Source organism: Mycobacterium sp. DBP42 (genome assembly GCF_005924235.1).
Taxonomy (GTDB): domain Bacteria; phylum Actinomycetota; class Actinomycetes; order Mycobacteriales; family Mycobacteriaceae; genus Mycobacterium; species Mycobacterium syngnathidarum.
Genome location: NZ_VCMY01000023.1, coordinates 59,449 through 76,091 on the forward strand (window position 1 = coordinate 59,449; position 16,643 = coordinate 76,091).

The 16,643-nt window shown below is 66.5% G+C and carries 15 protein-coding genes; 5 read left to right on the forward strand and 10 right to left on the reverse strand.

What is annotated here, in order from left to right; all coding sequences use genetic code 11:
* Positions 1-178: 178 nt before the first annotated feature.
* The gene (locus E0T84_RS19900; protein ID WP_138745292.1) at positions 179-976 is read right to left on the reverse strand and encodes a tyrosine-protein phosphatase; all 798 of its coding nucleotides are present in this window, start codon (positions 974-976) and stop codon (positions 179-181) included.
* The gene (locus tag E0T84_RS19905) at positions 976-2,214 is read right to left on the reverse strand and encodes an acyl-CoA dehydrogenase family protein (protein ID WP_171055101.1); all 1,239 of its coding nucleotides are present in this window, start codon (positions 2,212-2,214) and stop codon (positions 976-978) included. The genes E0T84_RS19900 and E0T84_RS19905 overlap by 1 nt, the downstream gene beginning before the upstream one ends.
* Positions 2,215-2,269: 55 nt before the next feature.
* Here E0T84_RS19905 and E0T84_RS19910 point away from each other — a divergent pair, with 55 nt between their 5' ends.
* A complete protein-coding gene (locus tag E0T84_RS19910; RefSeq protein ID WP_138745293.1) occupies positions 2,270-2,755 on the forward strand; it encodes a nuclear transport factor 2 family protein in 486 nt (161 codons plus the stop codon).
* Here E0T84_RS19910 and E0T84_RS19915 read toward each other — a convergent pair.
* On the reverse strand, positions 2,701-3,948 hold the full coding sequence (locus E0T84_RS19915) for an MFS transporter (RefSeq protein ID WP_249383687.1): 1,248 nt from the start codon (positions 3,946-3,948) through the stop codon (positions 2,701-2,703). The genes E0T84_RS19910 and E0T84_RS19915 overlap by 55 nt on opposite strands.
* Before the next feature lie 46 nt (positions 3,949-3,994).
* On the reverse strand, positions 3,995-4,876 hold the full coding sequence (locus E0T84_RS19920; protein ID WP_138745294.1) for a LysR family transcriptional regulator: 882 nt from the start codon (positions 4,874-4,876) through the stop codon (positions 3,995-3,997).
* A 42-nt stretch (positions 4,877-4,918) separates the two neighbouring features.
* Here E0T84_RS19920 and E0T84_RS19925 point away from each other — a divergent pair, with 42 nt between their 5' ends.
* Together E0T84_RS19925 and E0T84_RS19930 are read left to right on the forward strand one after the other, a co-directional pair.
* Positions 4,919-5,569 carry a response regulator transcription factor gene (locus tag E0T84_RS19925; protein ID WP_138745295.1) on the forward strand — a complete coding sequence of 217 codons (651 nt, stop codon included), beginning with the start codon at positions 4,919-4,921 and terminating at the stop codon, positions 5,567-5,569.
* 1 nt (position 5,570) lies between these two features.
* Positions 5,571-6,737, forward strand: coding sequence for a sensor histidine kinase (locus tag E0T84_RS19930; RefSeq protein WP_138745296.1), 1,167 nt, complete (start codon positions 5,571-5,573; stop codon positions 6,735-6,737).
* 6 nt (positions 6,738-6,743) lie between these two features.
* On the opposite strand, the gene E0T84_RS19935 is transcribed toward E0T84_RS19930, so the two are convergent.
* Entirely contained in the window at positions 6,744-8,375 is a 1,632-nt protein-coding gene (locus tag E0T84_RS19935; protein WP_138745297.1) for an LCP family protein, read from the reverse strand.
* Between the two features lie 92 nt (positions 8,376-8,467).
* Here E0T84_RS19935 and E0T84_RS19940 point away from each other — a divergent pair, with 92 nt between their 5' ends.
* On the forward strand, positions 8,468-9,382 hold the full coding sequence (locus E0T84_RS19940; RefSeq protein WP_070946453.1) for an alpha/beta fold hydrolase: 915 nt from the start codon (positions 8,468-8,470) through the stop codon (positions 9,380-9,382).
* Here E0T84_RS19940 and E0T84_RS19945 read toward each other — a convergent pair.
* From E0T84_RS19945 to E0T84_RS32370, 3 genes are all read right to left on the reverse strand, one after another.
* Positions 9,357-10,496, reverse strand: coding sequence for an acyl-CoA dehydrogenase family protein (locus E0T84_RS19945; protein ID WP_070946454.1), 1,140 nt, complete (start codon positions 10,494-10,496; stop codon positions 9,357-9,359). The two genes, E0T84_RS19940 and E0T84_RS19945, sit on opposite strands and share 26 nt — an antisense overlap.
* A 34-nt stretch (positions 10,497-10,530) precedes the next feature.
* Positions 10,531-11,691, reverse strand: a complete 1,161-nt coding sequence (locus tag E0T84_RS19950) for an ROK family transcriptional regulator (RefSeq protein WP_138745298.1) — start codon at positions 11,689-11,691, stop codon at positions 10,531-10,533.
* A gap of 288 nt (positions 11,692-11,979) precedes the next feature.
* Positions 11,980-12,117, reverse strand: coding sequence for a hypothetical protein (locus tag E0T84_RS32370; RefSeq protein ID WP_249383688.1), 138 nt, complete (start codon positions 12,115-12,117; stop codon positions 11,980-11,982).
* 115 nt (positions 12,118-12,232) lie between these two features.
* On the opposite strand from E0T84_RS32370, the gene E0T84_RS19955 reads away from it, so the two are divergent.
* Entirely contained in the window at positions 12,233-14,656 is a 2,424-nt protein-coding gene (locus tag E0T84_RS19955; RefSeq protein ID WP_249383689.1) for an Ig-like domain-containing protein, read from the forward strand.
* A gap of 73 nt (positions 14,657-14,729) precedes the next feature.
* On the opposite strand, the gene E0T84_RS19960 is transcribed toward E0T84_RS19955, so the two are convergent.
* Entirely contained in the window at positions 14,730-15,113 is a 384-nt protein-coding gene (locus E0T84_RS19960; protein WP_070946458.1) for a RidA family protein, read from the reverse strand.
* A gap of 79 nt (positions 15,114-15,192) precedes the next feature.
* Positions 15,193-16,632: a Re/Si-specific NAD(P)(+) transhydrogenase subunit beta gene (gene pntB / locus E0T84_RS19965; protein ID WP_138745300.1), complete on the reverse strand. Its 1,440-nt coding sequence runs from the start codon at positions 16,630-16,632 to the stop codon at positions 15,193-15,195.
* Positions 16,633-16,643: the final 11 nt, after the last annotated feature.

The following is a 16,643-nucleotide window of genomic DNA, read 5'->3' on the forward strand; positions in this document are numbered from 1 at the left end:
GAGGCCCAGGTGGCGCATGGATACATCCACCTTGTGGCAGATGTGGTCAGCGATGCCGATGGGGCGATTGTCGCTGAAAAGTCGCTCGCAGCCGGGCAACTCGACACCGTGGCGCAGCGCCGTGACGGATGTGACTGCTGTTGACCGCCCCAGCGAGCCGACCAGTCCGGCCCCGCAGCTAGCCGACCAGGTTGGTCCGCAGTACGCCCAGCTCATCGGCTGACACCCCGGCCGCGTCGAGGAAGCCGGCCACCGAGCCGTACGCCGCGTCGAGTTTCTTCCACGCGGCGGCCAAGTAGTCCTCACGCACACCGAGAACCTCGTCGGTCAACCGCGCCTCGGCGTAGGTGATCATCTCGGGGGCTTCCTGCGAGCGCGCCCGCACTGATTCCATGATCCGATTCCGCAGCGCGGGGATGGCACCGTTGCTGGCCAGGAAGTCGGCGATGATGCGGTCCCGATCGACACCCACTGCCTCCAACACGGTGGCGACGGTGAAACCGGTGCGGTCCTTTCCGGCGAAGCAGTGCGCGATCACCGGACGATCCTGCCCGAGAAGGGAAATGACCTCACGCACCGCGCTGTGCGCGCCCGGCAGCGTCGGGAACTCCTCGTACACCTCGGTCATGTACCTGCGGGCCGCAGCGGCGACGTCCCCACCCTCGCCGGTTTCGGACATCACCCGCTGGAAGGTGCTCTCGTGCGGTGCGTCGTTCGACGGGTCGTCGGGATGGAACGGCAGCAGATGCACTGCCACGCCGTCGGGCACCTGCCCGGTGCCTTGGCGTTGCACCTCCTGGTGGGATCTCAGATCGGCGACGTCGGTAATGCCGAGCCGACGGAACACAGCTCGGCCGGCATCCGAGAGCTGGCTGAGCTGACTGGAGCGGTAGAGCAGCCCCGGCCGGATCGCGGTGATCTCGGCGACGTCGCGAAAGTTCCACGCCCCCGACAGTTCCCCCAGCTCGGTGGTCACTACGCCGTCACCGCCGTATTCGACTGGCGGCACGCCGCCGAAGCGAGTGGGGATTTCTCCCGGCCGAGTTCGGCACGGGCGATGGTGCGCATGTGGACCTCGTCGGGTCCGTCGAACAGCCGCATGGCGCGGTGCCAGCTGTAGAGCCGGGCCAGCGGGAAGTCGTCGCTGACCCCGGCCGCGCCGTGCACCTGGATGGCGCGGTCGATGACGTCGCAGGCGATCTGCGGGGCCACCGACTTGATCTGGGAGACCAGCACGTGGGCGGCCTTGTTGCCTTCCTGGTCGATCGTCCAGGCTGCCTTCTCGCACAACAGCCGGGCCTGGTCGATTTCGTTGCGGGACTTGGCGATCGACTCGCGCACCACGCCCTGCTCGGCCAACGGCTTGCCGAACGCGACGCGCTTCTGCACCCGGTCGACCATCAGCGTCAGGGCCCGCTCGGCCGCGCCGAGGGCGCGCATGCAGTGGTGGATGCGGCCCGGGCCGAGCCGAGCCTGGGCGATCGCGAAACCGCTGCCCTCTTCGTGCAGCAGGTTCTCGGCCGGCACCCGTACGTTGTCGAACACGATCTCGCAGTGCCCGTGCTGGTCCTGCCAGCCGAACACCGGCAGGGAGCGCTGGATGTCCACCCCGGGGGTGTCGACGGGCACCAGGATCATCGACTGCTGGGCGTGGCTGGCCGCGTCGGGGTTGGTGCGGCCCATCACGATCAGGACCTTGCAGCGCGGATCGGCCGCCCCGGTGATCCACCACTTGCGGCCGTTGATTACGTAGTCGGCCCCGTCACGCAGCATCGTGGTCTCGATGTTGCGGGCATCCGAGGACGCCACGGCGGGCTCGGTCATCGCGAACGCGCTGCGGATCTCGCCGGCCAGCAGCGGTTCGAGCCACTGCTTGCGCTGGATCTCGTTGGCGAACAGGTGCAGGGTCTCCATGTTCCCGGTGTCCGGCGCCGCACAGTTGAGCACCTCAGGGGCGATCTCCATGCTCCAGCCCGACAGTTCGGCCAAGGGCGCGTATTCCAGGTTGGTCAGGCCGGACTCCGAGGGCAGAAACAGGTTCCACAGGCCCAGCTCACGCGCCTTGACCTTGAGTTCCTCGACCACCGGCGGCACGGTGTGGTCCTTGGGACCCTTCTCCTCGCGATAGGCGTGGTATGAGGCCTCTGCGGGGAGAACATGCTCCACCATGAAGTCGGTCAACCGGGAGTGGTAATCAGCCGCTTTGGCCGACAGCGCGAAGTCCATGCCAGCCACGATAGCCACATGGTTAGACAGGTAGAAAGGTGGCATGTCTGGAACTTCACCCGCCATCCCGCCCGAAAGTCGCCCGCCGTTCCCGCCCTTCACTCTGGAAACAGCTCTCCAGAAGGTTCAGGCCGCTGAGGACGCCTGGAACACCCGCGACCCGCAGCGGGTCAGCCTGGCGTACACGCCGGACTCGCAGTGGCGTAACCGCGATCTGCACATCGTCGGGCGCGAACAGATCGTGGAGTTTCTGACCGCGAAATGGGAACGCGAGCTGGATTACGTTCTGCGCAAGAGCCTGTGGGGGTTCCGGGAGAATCGGATGGCGGTGCGGTTCCAGTACGAATGGCACGACGCGCAGGGCCAGTGGTACCGAAGCTACGGCAACGAGTTGTGGCAGTTCACGCCCGAGGGGCTGATGGCCCGGCGCGAGGCCAGCATCAACGACGTCACCATCGAGGAATCGCAGCGACGCTATTTCGGTCCGCGCCCGGAATCGGAGTACGGCCGCGACATCGAGCTCTGGTAGGCAGGACTGAGCGTGGCGGCCAACACCCCGGCCAGCACCGCCAGCCCCATCACGGTGCCGGCCACCGCCGGCCATCCGGCGTGGTCGAATGCCAGCCCACCGACCCAGCCGATCACGCTGGAACCCGCGTAGTAGAAGAGGTTGTAGAGCGAGGACGCCTGCGCCTTGCCTGCACCGGCGGCGGCGCCGACCCAGCCCGAGGCGATCGCGTGCGCACCGAAGAACCCGGCGGTGGCGATCACCAGCCCGATGAGTATCACGATGACGTTGCCGGCCAGCGTGATCGCGACGCCGGCAATCATGGTCGCGATCGAGCCCAGCAGCACGGACTTGCGGCCGAACCGGGTGGCTTCGGCGCCGGCCCGGGCCGAGGCCCAGGTGCCCGACAGGTAGGCCAGGAACACCAGGCTGACCACCGTCTGCGGCAGCTGAAACGGTACGTCCATCAGCCGGAAGCCCAGGAAGTTGTACATCGCCACGAACCCGCCCATCAGCAGGAAGCCCTGGCTGTAGAGCACCAGTTGGCGGGGTGACCGCAGATTTTCGGCCAGGCGCCGAGCCAGGTCATGGGTGCGGGCCGGGGTGAAGCCGCGCGCGGGCGGGGCGAGCTTGACGAATGCGAACGCCGACAGTCCGCACAGCACCGCGACCACCAGCACGCCGACGCGCCATCCGGCGAATTCGGCGATCGGACCGGTGACCAGACGGCCGGCCAGCCCACCGATCGTGGTGCCCGCGACGTAGGTGCCTGCCGCGCGGGCGGCATGTCCGGTCTCGATCTCCTCGGTGAGATAGGCGATGGCCACGGCGGGCACTCCGCCCAGCATCAGCCCTTCGAGAAACCGCCCCGACAGCAGCAGCGGGGCGGTCGGGGCCAACGGTACGACAAGCCCGAGAACCGTTGCCGCGGTGATCGATATCGTCATCGCCTGGACCCGGCCGATCCGGTCGGCCAGGGCCGACCACGGGATGACGCCCAATGCCAGACCCACCGTGGCCGCCGAAATCGTCAGTGCCGCATGGGCGGCGCCGGTACCCATGTCGCGGGCGATCAGCGGGAGTACGGCCTGCGGAGAGTACAGCTGCGCGAAGGTGGCGACCCCGGCGCAGAACAACGCGGCCAGCAGGCGCCGGTACTCGCTCGAACCACGTGAATGCCCCGGCCAGTCAACAGAGGTCAGGGAAGCGGACACGCAGACGACGCTAGGACGTCAGCAAAGATGTGTCCAATGCATCGGTTTAGTCAATGTCATGCGCTTTATGCATGGTGAATTCGGCCAGCCGGGCCGCTGCCGGTGGCAACTGGCGGTCCACGCTCCAGGTCAGGCCGATCTGACGTTTGGCCGAACTCTCCGACAGCGGGATGTACGCGGCACCTGACTCGGCTCGCTCGGGCCGTGGCACCGGCACAACGGCAACCCCGAAGCCCGCTGCCACCAGCCCTTCCATCGTCGGGATCTCCATGGCCTCGAAGACCACCGGCGGTGCGATCCCGGCCTCGCTCCACAGCTCGTCGGTGAGTTGACGCAATCCGAAATCCGGCGCCAGAGCGACGAAGGGCTCGGAACCGGCGTCGGCCAGCCGGATCCGGGACCGCCGGGCGAATCGATGCTCGCGTGGCACCGCCAGACACAATCGCTCCACGTACAGGCCGCGCCAGCGAAAACCCTGCGGGCGTGGCGAGGTGATCGCGAGGTCGGCCTCACCGTTCGCTAGGCGCTCCACGATCTGGTGGGCAGCGCCCTGGAACAGCTCGAAGCGCACCAACGGCGCTTCGGCACGGAACCGCCGCAACAGATCCGGCACGAACCAGCCGGCTTGCGAATGCAGGAACGCCAACCGCACCATCCCGGTATCGGGGTCACGCATCTCGGCTATTCGCTCAGTGGCCGAACGAATTTCGGCGATGCCGCGACGGGCGTGCTCCAGCAGGATGTGGCCGTAGGCGTTCAGACGCAGACGTCGGTGCACCCGATCGAACAGCGGTACCCCCACCTGCTCCTCCAACCGGGCCAGCGCACGCGACAGGGTGGGCTGGCTGATACCGAGTTCGGCTGCGGCGTCGGTGACATGCTCGGTTTCGGCAAGCACCACGAACCACTGCAGCTCGTCCAGATGCATACCGCCGACTCTAAACGCGCTGATCACCGGCCGGGCTGTGCCATGCTGTGTCGCATGGCCGGCAAGGTTCGGGTCGTGGTGGGCGATGACCACCCGATGTTCCGCGAAGGCGTGGTGCGCGCCTTGACCTCCAGCGGCGAGATCGACGTCGTGGCCGAAGCCGACAACGGCGCCGACGCACTGGAATTGATCCGGACCCACCAGCCGCAGGTCGCACTGTTGGACTACCGGATGCCCCAGCTGGACGGGGCTCAGGTGGCTGCCGCGGTGAGCCGCGATGAGCTACCCACCCGGGTGCTGCTGGTCTCCGCGCACGACGAGTCGGCGATCGTCTACACCGCTCTGCAGCAGGGAGCGGCCGGGTTCCTGTCGAAGGAGTCCACCCGCAGTGAGCTGGTGAACGCCGTGCTGTCGTGCGCCAAGGGCCGCGACGTGCTCGACCCGAACCTGGCCGCCGGGCTGGCCGGTGAGATCCGTCGTCGCAACGAACCCGACGTGCCGGTGCTCAGCCCACGCGAACGCGAAGTGCTCGATCTGATCGCCAAAGGCCGTTCCATTCCGGCGATGGCCAAGGAGCTGTTCCTGGCCCCGTCCACGGTGAAGACCCACGTACAGCGTCTCTACGAGAAGTTGGGTGTGAGCGATCGGGGCGCGGCCGTCGCCGAGGCGATGCGCCGTCGGCTGCTGGACTGACATGGCCGGCGGGCGCATCGTCGAATTCTTCACCACCCAGCCCGTGCGGGTCTCGGCGCTGTTGCGGCTACCGCTGATCGGACTGATCGTGGTGCTGGTCTCGGTGTGGGATGTCGACCACTGGCTGCCCGCCCTGTACGCAGTGATCCTGAGCGGCTACGCCGCGGTGGCGGTGCTATGGCTCGTGGTGGTGTTTCGCGGACCCATGCCGCCGTGGGCCGAATGGGCTTCCACCGCGGTCGACGTGCTGGTCCTGGTCGCCTTGTGCGCCGTGTCCGGCGGGGCCACCGCAGCGTTGCTTCCGGTGTTCTTCCTGCTGCCCATATCCGTTGCGTTCCAGGATCGTCCGTGGCTGACGGCACTGCTGGGCGCCAGCCTCACGGTCGGCTACCTGGCGGTGTGGATCCTGTACTCCAAGCGTGATGACAACGTCGGCCTCCCCGACCTCGTCTACATGCACGTCGGGTTCCTGGCCTGGCTGGCCGTCGCATCGGCCGCGTTGTCGTTCGTCCTGGCGCGGCGTTCGGCTCGGGTGCGGACGCTGATGGAGGTCCGGCGCCAGCTGGTGTCGGAGTCCACCCGGGCCGACGATCTGCGCAATGCCGAACTGGCCGAACACCTTCACGACGGCCCGCTGCAAACCTTGCTGGCCGCACGCCTGGAGCTCGACGAGCTCCGCGAACGCCTTCCGGACCCGGCACTCGACCGGGTGCGTGCCGCCCTTCAGGAGACGGCAGCCGGGCTGCGCTCCACGGTGACCGCCCTGCATCCACAGGTGCTGGCCCAGCTGGGGCTGACCCCGGCGGTGCGGGAACTGTTGCGCCAGTACGAAACCCGTCCCGATATGACGGTGCGCGCGGATCTGGACGATGTCGGGCATCCCGACGGTCAGGCTCTGCTGTACCGCGCGGCCCGTGAGCTGCTGGCCAACATCAACAAACATGCCGGCGCGAGCACGATTTCGGTCGGCCTCCACCGGTCGGGTGACCGTGTCGTGCTGACCGTTGCCGACGACGGCAGGGGATTCGACCCGTCGACGGTGGCCCGATCGGTGGCCGCGGGACACATCGGGCTGGCCTCCCTGCAGGTCCGCGTCGACGCGATGGGCGGCTCGATGGCGATTTCATCGGAGCCCGGGTTCGGCACCCAGGTCCTGGTCACGTTGTAGCCGCGGCTATTTCACACAGGGTATGCCGGAGACCTTCATCTGGCTGAGATCGGTGGGCGCCGGGGTGTAGGTTCCGGTCGCGGTGGCGGCCACCGTGGTCACCGGGGTGCTGGGTGTGGTCTCTTCGGTCGTCTCGCTGCTGGAATCCCATATGGAGTCCGACCCGGACGCAGACTCGGACCCGGACTCCGACGACGACGTCGCATCGCTGGACAGGTACTCGTCGCCGGGGAAATCGGTTCCCACGGTCAGCTGCACCGTGCCCTCCACCACCTCGGACGACGCATTCGCGATCACGCCGAGTTCGTCGGCCAGTGATTGCGCAGCGGCCTCGGCGCCGGTCCCGTAGTCGATCGTGGTGGTGGCCGCCAGCGATTCGCCGTCGCCGATCTGCCCCTCGGTGAATCCGTGTGCGCCGAAGGTGATTTCGAGCTGGGCGGCCAGACCGCTGTACGTGGAGGCGTTGACCACGTCGAGCACGGCACCGTGACCGTTGAGCCTGCGGGCCTTGCTGGTCGGACTCGACGAGGAGGTGGTGTCGTCCTGAGAGACGAGGTCGTTCACGATCTTGCGGATCGTCGGCACATCCACGATGTTGATGTCCTCGCCCCAGGAGTTCTGGCTGAACTCCTTGATCGGCAGGGTGTAGAGCGTGGGCGGTTTGTCCGTCAGCGCGGAGGCCCGCCGGGCGAAACTGGCCAGGTCGAATCCGGCGTCCAGCGCGACATTCTGTTTGACCACGTTCAGGAGACTGCGCAGTCCCGTCGGGCTGTTCAGCTTTCCGCTGTGGCCCAGAGCCGATACCAGGGCGGCGATGAACGCCTGCTGACGGCGGGTGCGGTCCAGGTCGGTGAAATTCTCGTCGTTGATGTCCCGACGCTGACGCACGAAGGCCATCGCTTGGGCGGCGTCGATCTCCTGGACGCCCTGGTGAAAGTCAGCCCCCGAATACGGATCGGCAGTGTCCGCGTTCAGACACACGGTGATCGGTGCCACCGTCTTGGCGATTTCGAAGAATGCGCCCAGGGTGACCTCGACGAAATGGTCGATCGGGATGCCCAGCAGGTTTCGGACGGTGGCGATCTGTGCCTTGCGGCCCGCCTCACGGGCCTGCTGCTCATTCGCCGATGGATCCTCGGAGTCGGCTTCCAGCGATTCCATCTCGCGCTGATAGGCCCAACCGTAGGCCTGCTTCACCTTGCCCTTGCACGGCGAGACGTCACACCCGGCCAGGTCCACGTAGTCGTCACGAGGGATGGAGAACGCGGTGGCCGGGCTACCGTCGCCGGGCAGGTGCACCACGATCAGCACGTTGGCGTTGTAGCCGCCGACGGTCTCGTCACCGGCATGCAGTGCTTGGTAGACGTCCTCGGGCAGCGGGTTGCCATGCTGATCGAGCCGGCTGTCCAGCCCCATGATCAAGATGTTCTCGGTGTCGCCAGACGAGACCGGGCCACCGTCGAGTGCGTTGGACGTCGTGATGCCGTCCAGGGCGCCGCGGTAGGTCACCCATCCCGCACCGGTGCCTGCCAGCACCGATGCCGCAACGAGGCCGACTGCGGCACGGCGGGCGGCCCGCACGCCCCGGCGCGGCAGACGGTGCCGCGGGGCGTCAGCGGTGTGGGCAGGTGTGTTCATTGCACCTGCCATTATGGGGCTGTTAGCTGAGACTCCGCCCACCGGGGAAAACGGCTGGTCAACAGCGGCGTCTCGGCACTAGCGTGCGCAGGATGAAATTGCGCATCGCCGTTGGCGTGCTGGTGGTGGCCGTGGTGGCGTTGCTGGTGAACGAACTGGCGGCCAACAAGGACCACCGCCAGGCCGAGCCGTTCGCGGGTGGGCACGTGCTGGAACTGGACGGCCCGGACCTGAACGTGCGTGAATACGGGCCACCGGCCGACCGCGCCGTGGTGTTGCTGCACGGGTACTCGGCCTCGGTCGAATGGTGGGATCGGGTGGCCGGACAGCTGGCCCGCGATCACCGCGTCATCGCAATCGATCTGGTCGGCCACGGTGGCTCAGAGGCCCCGGCTGACGGCGCCCCCTATCGCTCGGACGCGCAGGCCGCGGCCGTGCGCAACGCGCTCGTGGCACTCGGTGTGCGTCACGCGGTCCTGATCGGGCATTCGATGGGCGGCGCGGTCTCGGCCGAGCTGGCCCGGCAGTACCCGGACCTGGTGGAGCGCGTGGTGGTGTCCGACACTCCGGGGGCCGACGATCTGGTCGCCATGCCGCTGCTCGGGCAGATGGTGTGCTGGCCGGTGATCGGGCCGGCGTTGGATCTCTTCCGCGGCATCGACGCGATCAGCGAGGGGTCGCTGCAGACCGGGTTCGCCGCGGACTACCCGGTCCCCGACTACGCGCACCGCTCGTTGGAGCGGCTCACCTACACCGGCCTGTGCGACTCGACCGAAGGGCCGCATCCGACCGTGGAAACGCTTGCCGCACTGCACAAGCCGGTGTTGGTGGTCTGGGGGGACGAGGACGTGCTGACCCCGACGGCGCCGAATGTCGAGCGCTACACCGCGGCCGGGTTACCGCCCGTGGTGATCAAAGGCTCGGGGCACACCCCGATGGTCGAGCAGCCCGATCAGTTCCTGGCCGCGGTGACCGACTTCATCAAGACCCCAGCCCCCGTGAGATGACCAGGCGCTGAATCTGATTGGTGCCCTCGAAGATCTGGGTGATCTTGGCTTCGCGCATGAAACGCTCCACCCGGAAGTCGCGGGTGTAACCGACACCGCCGAACACCTGTACCGCATCGGTGGTGACCTTCATGGCAGCGTCGGTGGCGATCAGCTTGGCGACGCTGGCCTGGGTGGAGTAGGGCAGTCCGAGGTCGCGACGGCGGGCGGCGTCCAGATAGGTGGCGCGCGCGCTGACCACGGCGGCGGCCATGTCGGCCAGCAGGAAGCCAAGCCCCTGATGGTCGACGATCTTGCGGCCGAACGTGGTTCGCTCGTTGGCGTAGCGGACAGCCTCGTCCAGGGCGGCTTGGGCGATGCCGACGGCGACGGCGGCGATACCGAGGCGGCCGGAGTCCAACGCGGAGAACGCGATCGACAGGCCTTGCCCCTCTTGCCCGATCAGCCGGTCGGCGCCCAGGCGCGCATTGTCATAGAACGCCGAGGTGGTGGGCACCGCGTGCAGTCCCATCTTCTCCTCGGGCTTGCCGAAGCTCAGCCCGTCGAGACCGGCGGGGACCAGAAAGCAGGAGATGCCCTTGGAACCTTCTCCGGTGCGGGCGAACAGGGTGTAGAAGTCGGCCTTCCCGCCATGGGTGATCCAGGCTTTGGAACCGTTGAGGACGTAGTCGTCGCCGTCGCGGGTCGCCTTGCAGTTCAGTGCCGCGGCGTCGGAGCCGGCCTGAGGTTCGGACAGGCTGTAGGCGCCGATCTGCTCACCGGAGAGCATGGCGGGTAGCCAGCGTTGTTTCTGCTCCTCGGTGCCGTAGGCCAGCAGCGGGTGCGACGAGAGACTGTGCACGCTGACTGCGACCCCGACCGCGGCCCACCGTGCCGCGATCTCCTCCAGGACCTGCAGGTAGACCTCATACGGCTGGCCGCCGCCACCCCACTCTTCGGGCTGGGGCAGGCTCAGCAGCCCGGCCGCGCCGAGCTGGGCGAAGACGCCGTCAGGGTAGGTCTCGGCCTTCTCGTGTTCATCGACGATGGGGTCGAGCACCTTGTCGGCGATGTCACGGGTGAGCTCAATGAGCTCGCGCGCCTCATCGGAGGGGAGCAGGCGATCCACAGGCATACTTGCACATCCTAGTTTTCCCGGACGGGGAGTGTCATGGGCTGGGGGTGTGCAGCAGCCCGGCGATGTCGGGGTCGAGTTGCTGCAGGGCGACGATGACCGCAACCCGGTAGTCACGACCGATCTGTGAGCGCACGGTGGTCGTGCGTCCGCGTCGCTCTGGTGGGCGGATCTCTTCGATGCGCGCTTCCAGGGCGGCGATGAGTTGTTCGAACTCGGTGATGAGCCCGGACAGGATGAGGATCTCCGGATCGAGCACCGCTTCGATGAGGATTGCCGTGCGGGCCATCTGGTCGATGACTTCGCTGATGATCTTCTGGGAGTGTGGGTTGCGGGCCGTTTCTTGCGCTACTGCGTCGAGGTCGATCTCCTTGAGTGCCAATCCCTCGGTCTGTGGCGCGGCCGATTGCATGGCGTGCAGTGACATGCCGGCGTTGACGCAGCCGATGCGTCCGCACGCGCATTTCGCGTGGCTGCCGGGCACCGGCATGTGCCCGATCGCGCCGGCAACGCCCGTCGCCCCTGAGTACGGACGTCCGCCGATGATCAGGCCGACGTTGACGTGCCCACCGCAGTTGAGCACCACTGCCGAACGCACCTCCCTGGCCTTGCCGGCGATCGTCTCGGCAAGAGTCATGGCTTGGGTGGTGTCCTGGACGGCGGTCGGGATCCCCAGCGCTTCGGAGACTGGCTTGCCGAGTTCCACCTCGGACCAGTTGAGCGCCTTTGATTCGACGACGAAACCCCTTGTGCTGTCCACAAATCCAGGGATACAGATGCCGACAGCGGCTACCGAACCGTCCTCGGCGCCTTCGATCATCTGCTTGCCGATCCGGGTGATCGAGCGGATCACCGAAGCCGGGGTGCGACCGGCCGTAGGGGTCTCGTCTTCTCGTGAGATGTTGCCGGTGGCGTCGGCCAGTGCGATGCGTGCGCGACGTTCGTCGATCCAGATCCCGAGTACCCGTCGTGCCTGCGGGTTGCAGCCCAGTAGTTTGCGCGGGCGACCGCGGTAACCCGGACCTTCGACGCGGGCATCGAGTTCGATCAGGGTTCCGTCTTGGATCAACTCGCCGACTATGGCGGTGATCGAAGGCCGGCTCAGCCCGAGCCGGTCGGCCAAGTCCGCCCGGGCCAGTGGCCCCTCGGTCCGAAGCAGGTGCACGACGCGCTGGCGATGCAGCAGGTGCAACACCTGCTTTTCCTGCCGCGCCGATTCTGACCGTTTCAGCAGAACCTCCTTGACGGTCTCAACGATATGCTGCTATTAAGTTCGTCACAGAAATTAAATAGGCCTAGGGCATCGGAGCCGCGCCATGACTGTTGTCAATCCGCTCATCAATCCGCAGTTCTCTTCCTCCCCGCCGCGGGTCGCACCGGTGATCCCGACCGGCTCTCGACGCGCCCTTCACGCTACCGGCCGGGTCGGTGCCTACAGCGGCATCGTGGTGACCGGGTGGCTGGTGGCCGCGTTGGCGTCGGGCTACGGGGTGGCCGCGGCGGATACCACCGGCTCGTCCTCGTCGGAGTCGTCGACGTCGAGCTCGTCGACGTCGAGTTCGGCTGGTGCGTCGTCCGGTGAGGTCTCCACCGGGTCCACGGCTACCAGGGCGTCGAACACGGGGGGATCGTCGGTGGGTGGCGCCGGAAGGGATGCGGTCAAGAAGCCGGGAAAGAAGCCGGTTCGGGCGAAGCGGTCGGGTAGGACGTCGTCTACCCGGGAGTTGGCGCCGGGTGTGACGATCAGCAGTAGTGGTGGGGCGCAGCAGGAGCCGGGTAAGCCGGAGGGGCTGACCGGGGCGATCGATGCGCACCTGGATGCGTTGTCGTCGATTCCGGACAAGGTGCGCGAGACCGTGCTCACGCGCGATGACGGTCGGGCGAGGCCTCAGCTGTCACTGCCGACACTCTCACTTCCGGAGATCTCGCTGCCCGACGCTGCGTCGCCCCGCGCATCGCAGGTTGTGGCGGATTCGGAAGCGAAAACCGAGGCCCCGGCCGGGCCGGTCAAGCTCGGTGACACCCTCAAGCGGTCGTTGGCGAAAGCCGAGGAGGTTAGCGACCGGGTGGAGCAGGTCACCGGGAAGATCGCCGACAAGGTGACCGAGCAGCTCTCCGAGAAGATCGCCGAATTGGATGTGGTGTCCACCGCCGGCCAGGCCAAGGCGTTCGTCACTTCTGCTACCAGCGATGTGCGCACGACGGCCAGTGCTGTGGCCACCCCCGTGGTGCAGGCGCAGAATCCTGCTGAGGGTGTCCTCGGGGTGTTGAACGGGATCGTCACCAAGGTGCTCAACCCGTTCCTGGCGCCGCCGCCGGATTCACCGGAGCCGTTCACGCCGTTCATGTGGGCCGCATTGGCCTGGGTGCGTCGGAACGCCTTCAACCAGGCGCCGGTGGTCAGCAGCCCCACCACGACCGTGCAGACCGGTCAGACCGTGACCGGCAACATCGGTGTGACCGATGCCGAGGGTGATGAGTTGACCTACACCATCACCGAGCAGCCGAAGTACGGGACGGTCAGCATCGACCAAGAGACGGGTCAATTCACCTACACGCCCGACGACATCAATTACGAAGCGGCACAGACTGATACGTTCACCGTGTCGGTTACCGACGGCGACAAGATCAACCTTCTGGCGCTGTTCAAGCCGCGTACGGCCCAGAAGGACGTCGATGTGACGGTGCTCAACCCCGCCGTCGAGCGGGTGATCCTGGACCTGCCGGACGGCATCACCAACCCGAACACTCCGCGCTTCGCCGAAGATGGACAGTCCCTCTACTTCGCGGCCACCCCGGCCGAGGGTGGTCGCGAGGAGATCTACCAGGTCGGTGTCGACGGCACGGACGTACAGTGCATCACTTGCGGCGTGTCCACGGAAATTACCGGGGGGCTGGGGAGAGTCGTTCCGTTTCAAGACGGTTCGGGACGGCTGATGATCCAAGTCAGGACCAGCCCGAACTCCTACGTCGTCTACGAAGAAACCGCTGACGGCAAAGAGCTCGTTCCGGTCATCACACCGCCGGCCGGGGCGCGGGTACTCGATCCGCAGCGCGAGATGCGAATCTCGCCCGACGGGACGCATGTGCTGTTCAGTCAGATCCAGATGACCCCGCAAGGGCTCATCACAGCCGTGCCCATCGTCGGAAAACTGGAGCGCACGGAGGCCGGCTATGAAATCGCCGATGCCCGTGTGGTTTATCCGGTCGGTGAGGGCAAGCAATGGACCCCTGACGGCAAAGGTGTGATCATTCTCGGTGGACGATACGAGGCCGGCAATGTCGACGACATCGTGGTGGACCTCGAGACGGGCGAGGTGACCCGCCTGACCGGCAACCTCGACTACGACGAGGACATCGACATGTCGCCCAACGAGCAGTGGATCGCGGTCGGCAGCACTCGTGGGTATGACGCGTTGACGCCGATGTCTCGGATCGTGCGGCCGGCGTTCCTGCCGGCGGACATCCAAGGCGCGGTGTACGAGGCGTACCGAGGCACCGGGGACTCGACAAATATCACGAACCAGGAATGGGTCATCGCCATCGAGGACGACCTCAAGGGCGAGTACGGGATTCCGGTGTTCGTCGACGGCGACGGATACACCGCCCGAAGCATGGCGAGCTGGAATGACACCGGCGATGCGGTGGCATTCTGGGAAGCCAGCGAGAACGATGAAACAGACACCCGACTGGTGATCGCCAAACTGAACTACACCACCAGTGTCGGCCTGGCGGACGAGGATCGAACCACCCCCGATCCGACGTGGGCACCCGAACTCAAGACCTACGTCCCGAGCGCGGCCCCGCTGCCTCCCACCGGTACCTATGCCGGCGCCGGCGGCGGCACCGCAGTGGTCAGTGAGACAACCGATCCGACGACCGGTCACATCGTCCGCACCGTCACCTACACCGACTATGTCAACGAGCAGGGGATGATCCTCAACGGCACGGAATCAACAGATACGACTGCCAGCCAGTCGAACATTCGCTACGTGGCCGACATTGCGGTGACGGGTGAGCACACCGGCTATCTCCAGGCTGACGCCACCATCAACAAGCTGCAGCGGACGATGACCGGGTACATCACGTCGGACGTCGACGGCGACGTGCTGAGTGTCAACGATCAGGACCGGATCGACGAGGACCGGGCCAACATGTAATCCGTGAACAGCTCGGTAAGCCGACCGCTCCGACCCGCTCACCTGAGGGTGAGTGCGTCGGAGCGGTTGGCGTTCAACGCATCCGGGCGATGATCTGGATCTCCACCAGCGCGCCCGGCATGGCCAGCTCGGTGACCCCGACGGCGGTCCAGGCCGGATAGGGCGCGGCCACGAACTCGTCCTTGACGTCACTGAAAGTCTGCACATGCTGCTGCAGGCCAACGTGATAGCTGGTGATGTCGACGACATCGGCGAAGGTCAGTCCGGTCTCGGAAAGCAACCCGCGCAGGTTCTCGAAGGCCTGCGTGAACTGTTCCCGTGGCTCTTCGGCCACGCTCAGGTCGGGACGCATCCCGATCATCCCCGAACAGCGCAAGTGATCGCCGTCGATTACCGCGGGTGCGAAGTGATGAGCGTCGTACAGCGGCTGCATCCACTGTGGGACAACTATTTTCATGAGAACCTCCTTGTGATCAGACGCGAAAGCCCCCTATTTCCGAAGAAAAGGGGGCTTCACGTCTGCGTGGCAGAGCGGGTTACACGTGCTCCGCCACGGGCAGGGCCGCGAGGATGTCGTTGACGCGGTCACGGGCGTCGCCGAACAGCATCTGGGTGTTCTCGCGGAAGAACAGCGGGTTCTGCACACCGGCGTAACCCGAGGCCATGGAGCGCTTGAACACGATGACGTGGTCGGCGTTCCACACCGTGAGCACCGGCATGCCGGCGATCGGGCTGCCCGGATCCTCGGCGGCGGCCGGGTTGACGGTGTCGTTGGCGCCGATCACGAGCACGACGGAGGTGCCGTCGAAGTCGTCGTTGATCTCGTCCATCTCGAGCACGATGTCGTAGGGCACCTTGGCCTCGGCCAGCAGCACGTTCATGTGGCCAGGAAGGCGGCCGGCGACCGGGTGGATGCCGAAGCGGACGTTGACGCCGCGCTCACGCAGCTTGCGGGTCAGGTCGGCGACACCGTACTGGGCCTGGGCCACGGCCATGCCGTAGCCCGGCGTGATGATCACCGAGTCGGCGTAGGCGAGCATCTCGGCCACACCTTCGGCGTTGATCTCGCGGTGCTCGCCGTAGTCCTTGTCTTCGGCCGGTCCGGCCTCGATGCCGAAGCCACCGGCGATCACGGAGATGAACGACCGGTTCATGGCCTTGCACATGATGTAGGACAGGTAGGCACCGGAGGAGCCGACGAGGGCGCCGGTGATGATCAGCAGGTCGTTGCCGAGCAGGAAGCCGGATGCGGCCGCGGCCCAACCCGAGTAGCTGTTGAGCATCGACACCACGACGGGCATGTCGCCGCCGCCGATCGAGGCCACCAGGTGCCAGCCGAGCAGCAGCGCGAGCACGGTGACGACGATGAGCAGCCACAGGTGCGGCTCGATGACGAACCACACGGTCAGTGCGGCGAAGACGACCAGCGCGCCGACGTTGAGGAAGTTCTTGCCGGGCAGCATGAGCGGCGCGGACTTCATGCGGGCCGACAGCTTGAGGTTGGCCACGACCGAGCCGGTGAAGGTGACGGCACCGATGAACACACCGATGAACACCTCGGCCGAGTGGATGCCGAGCATCTTCTCGCCGACGAGCTTGACGGCTTCCTCGCCGCCGAGGTTGTTCTCGACGTGCAGGTAACCGTTCCAGCCGACCAGCACGGCCGCCAGACCCACGAAGGAGTGCAGCAGTGCGATCAGCTCGGGCATGCCGGTCATCTCGACGACCTTGGCGCGCCACAGGCCGATCGCGGCGCCGACGATCATCGCACCGATCAGCAGGGCCAGGCCCATCGGCTCGATCTTTCGCTCGACGGCCAGGGCGATGGTGGCGATGAGGGCGACCGCCATGCCGGTGATGCCGAAAGTATTTCCGGCTCGCGAGGTTTCGTGTTTGGACAGTCCGGCCAGAGCCAGGATGAACAGCAGGGCCGCGACAACGTAGGTGGCCGTGGCAACGTTTTCTAGGGTGAACATGGAATCCATTC

What these genes read in the sequence shown, in the direction of transcription:
- E0T84_RS19910 (WP_138745293.1), top strand. Translation starts at nt 2,270, where the DNA reads ATGTCTGGAACTTCACCCGCCATCCCGCCCGAAAGTCGCCCGCCGTTC.
- E0T84_RS19960 (WP_070946458.1), bottom strand. Translation starts at nt 15,113, where the DNA reads ATGAAAATAGTTGTCCCACAGTGGATGCAGCCGCTGTACGACGCTCAT.
- E0T84_RS19920 (WP_138745294.1), bottom strand. Translation starts at nt 4,876, where the DNA reads ATGCATCTGGACGAGCTGCAGTGGTTCGTGGTGCTTGCCGAAACCGAG.
- E0T84_RS19945 (WP_070946454.1), bottom strand. Translation starts at nt 10,496, where the DNA reads ATGCCTGTGGATCGCCTGCTCCCCTCCGATGAGGCGCGCGAGCTCATT.
- E0T84_RS19935 (WP_138745297.1), bottom strand. Translation starts at nt 8,375, where the DNA reads ATGAACACACCTGCCCACACCGCTGACGCCCCGCGGCACCGTCTGCCG.
- pntB (WP_138745300.1), bottom strand. Translation starts at nt 16,632, where the DNA reads ATGTTCACCCTAGAAAACGTTGCCACGGCCACCTACGTTGTCGCGGCC.
- E0T84_RS19940 (WP_070946453.1), top strand. Translation starts at nt 8,468, where the DNA reads ATGAAATTGCGCATCGCCGTTGGCGTGCTGGTGGTGGCCGTGGTGGCG.
- E0T84_RS19925 (WP_138745295.1), top strand. Translation starts at nt 4,919, where the DNA reads ATGCTGTGTCGCATGGCCGGCAAGGTTCGGGTCGTGGTGGGCGATGAC.
- E0T84_RS19930 (WP_138745296.1), top strand. Translation starts at nt 5,571, where the DNA reads ATGGCCGGCGGGCGCATCGTCGAATTCTTCACCACCCAGCCCGTGCGG.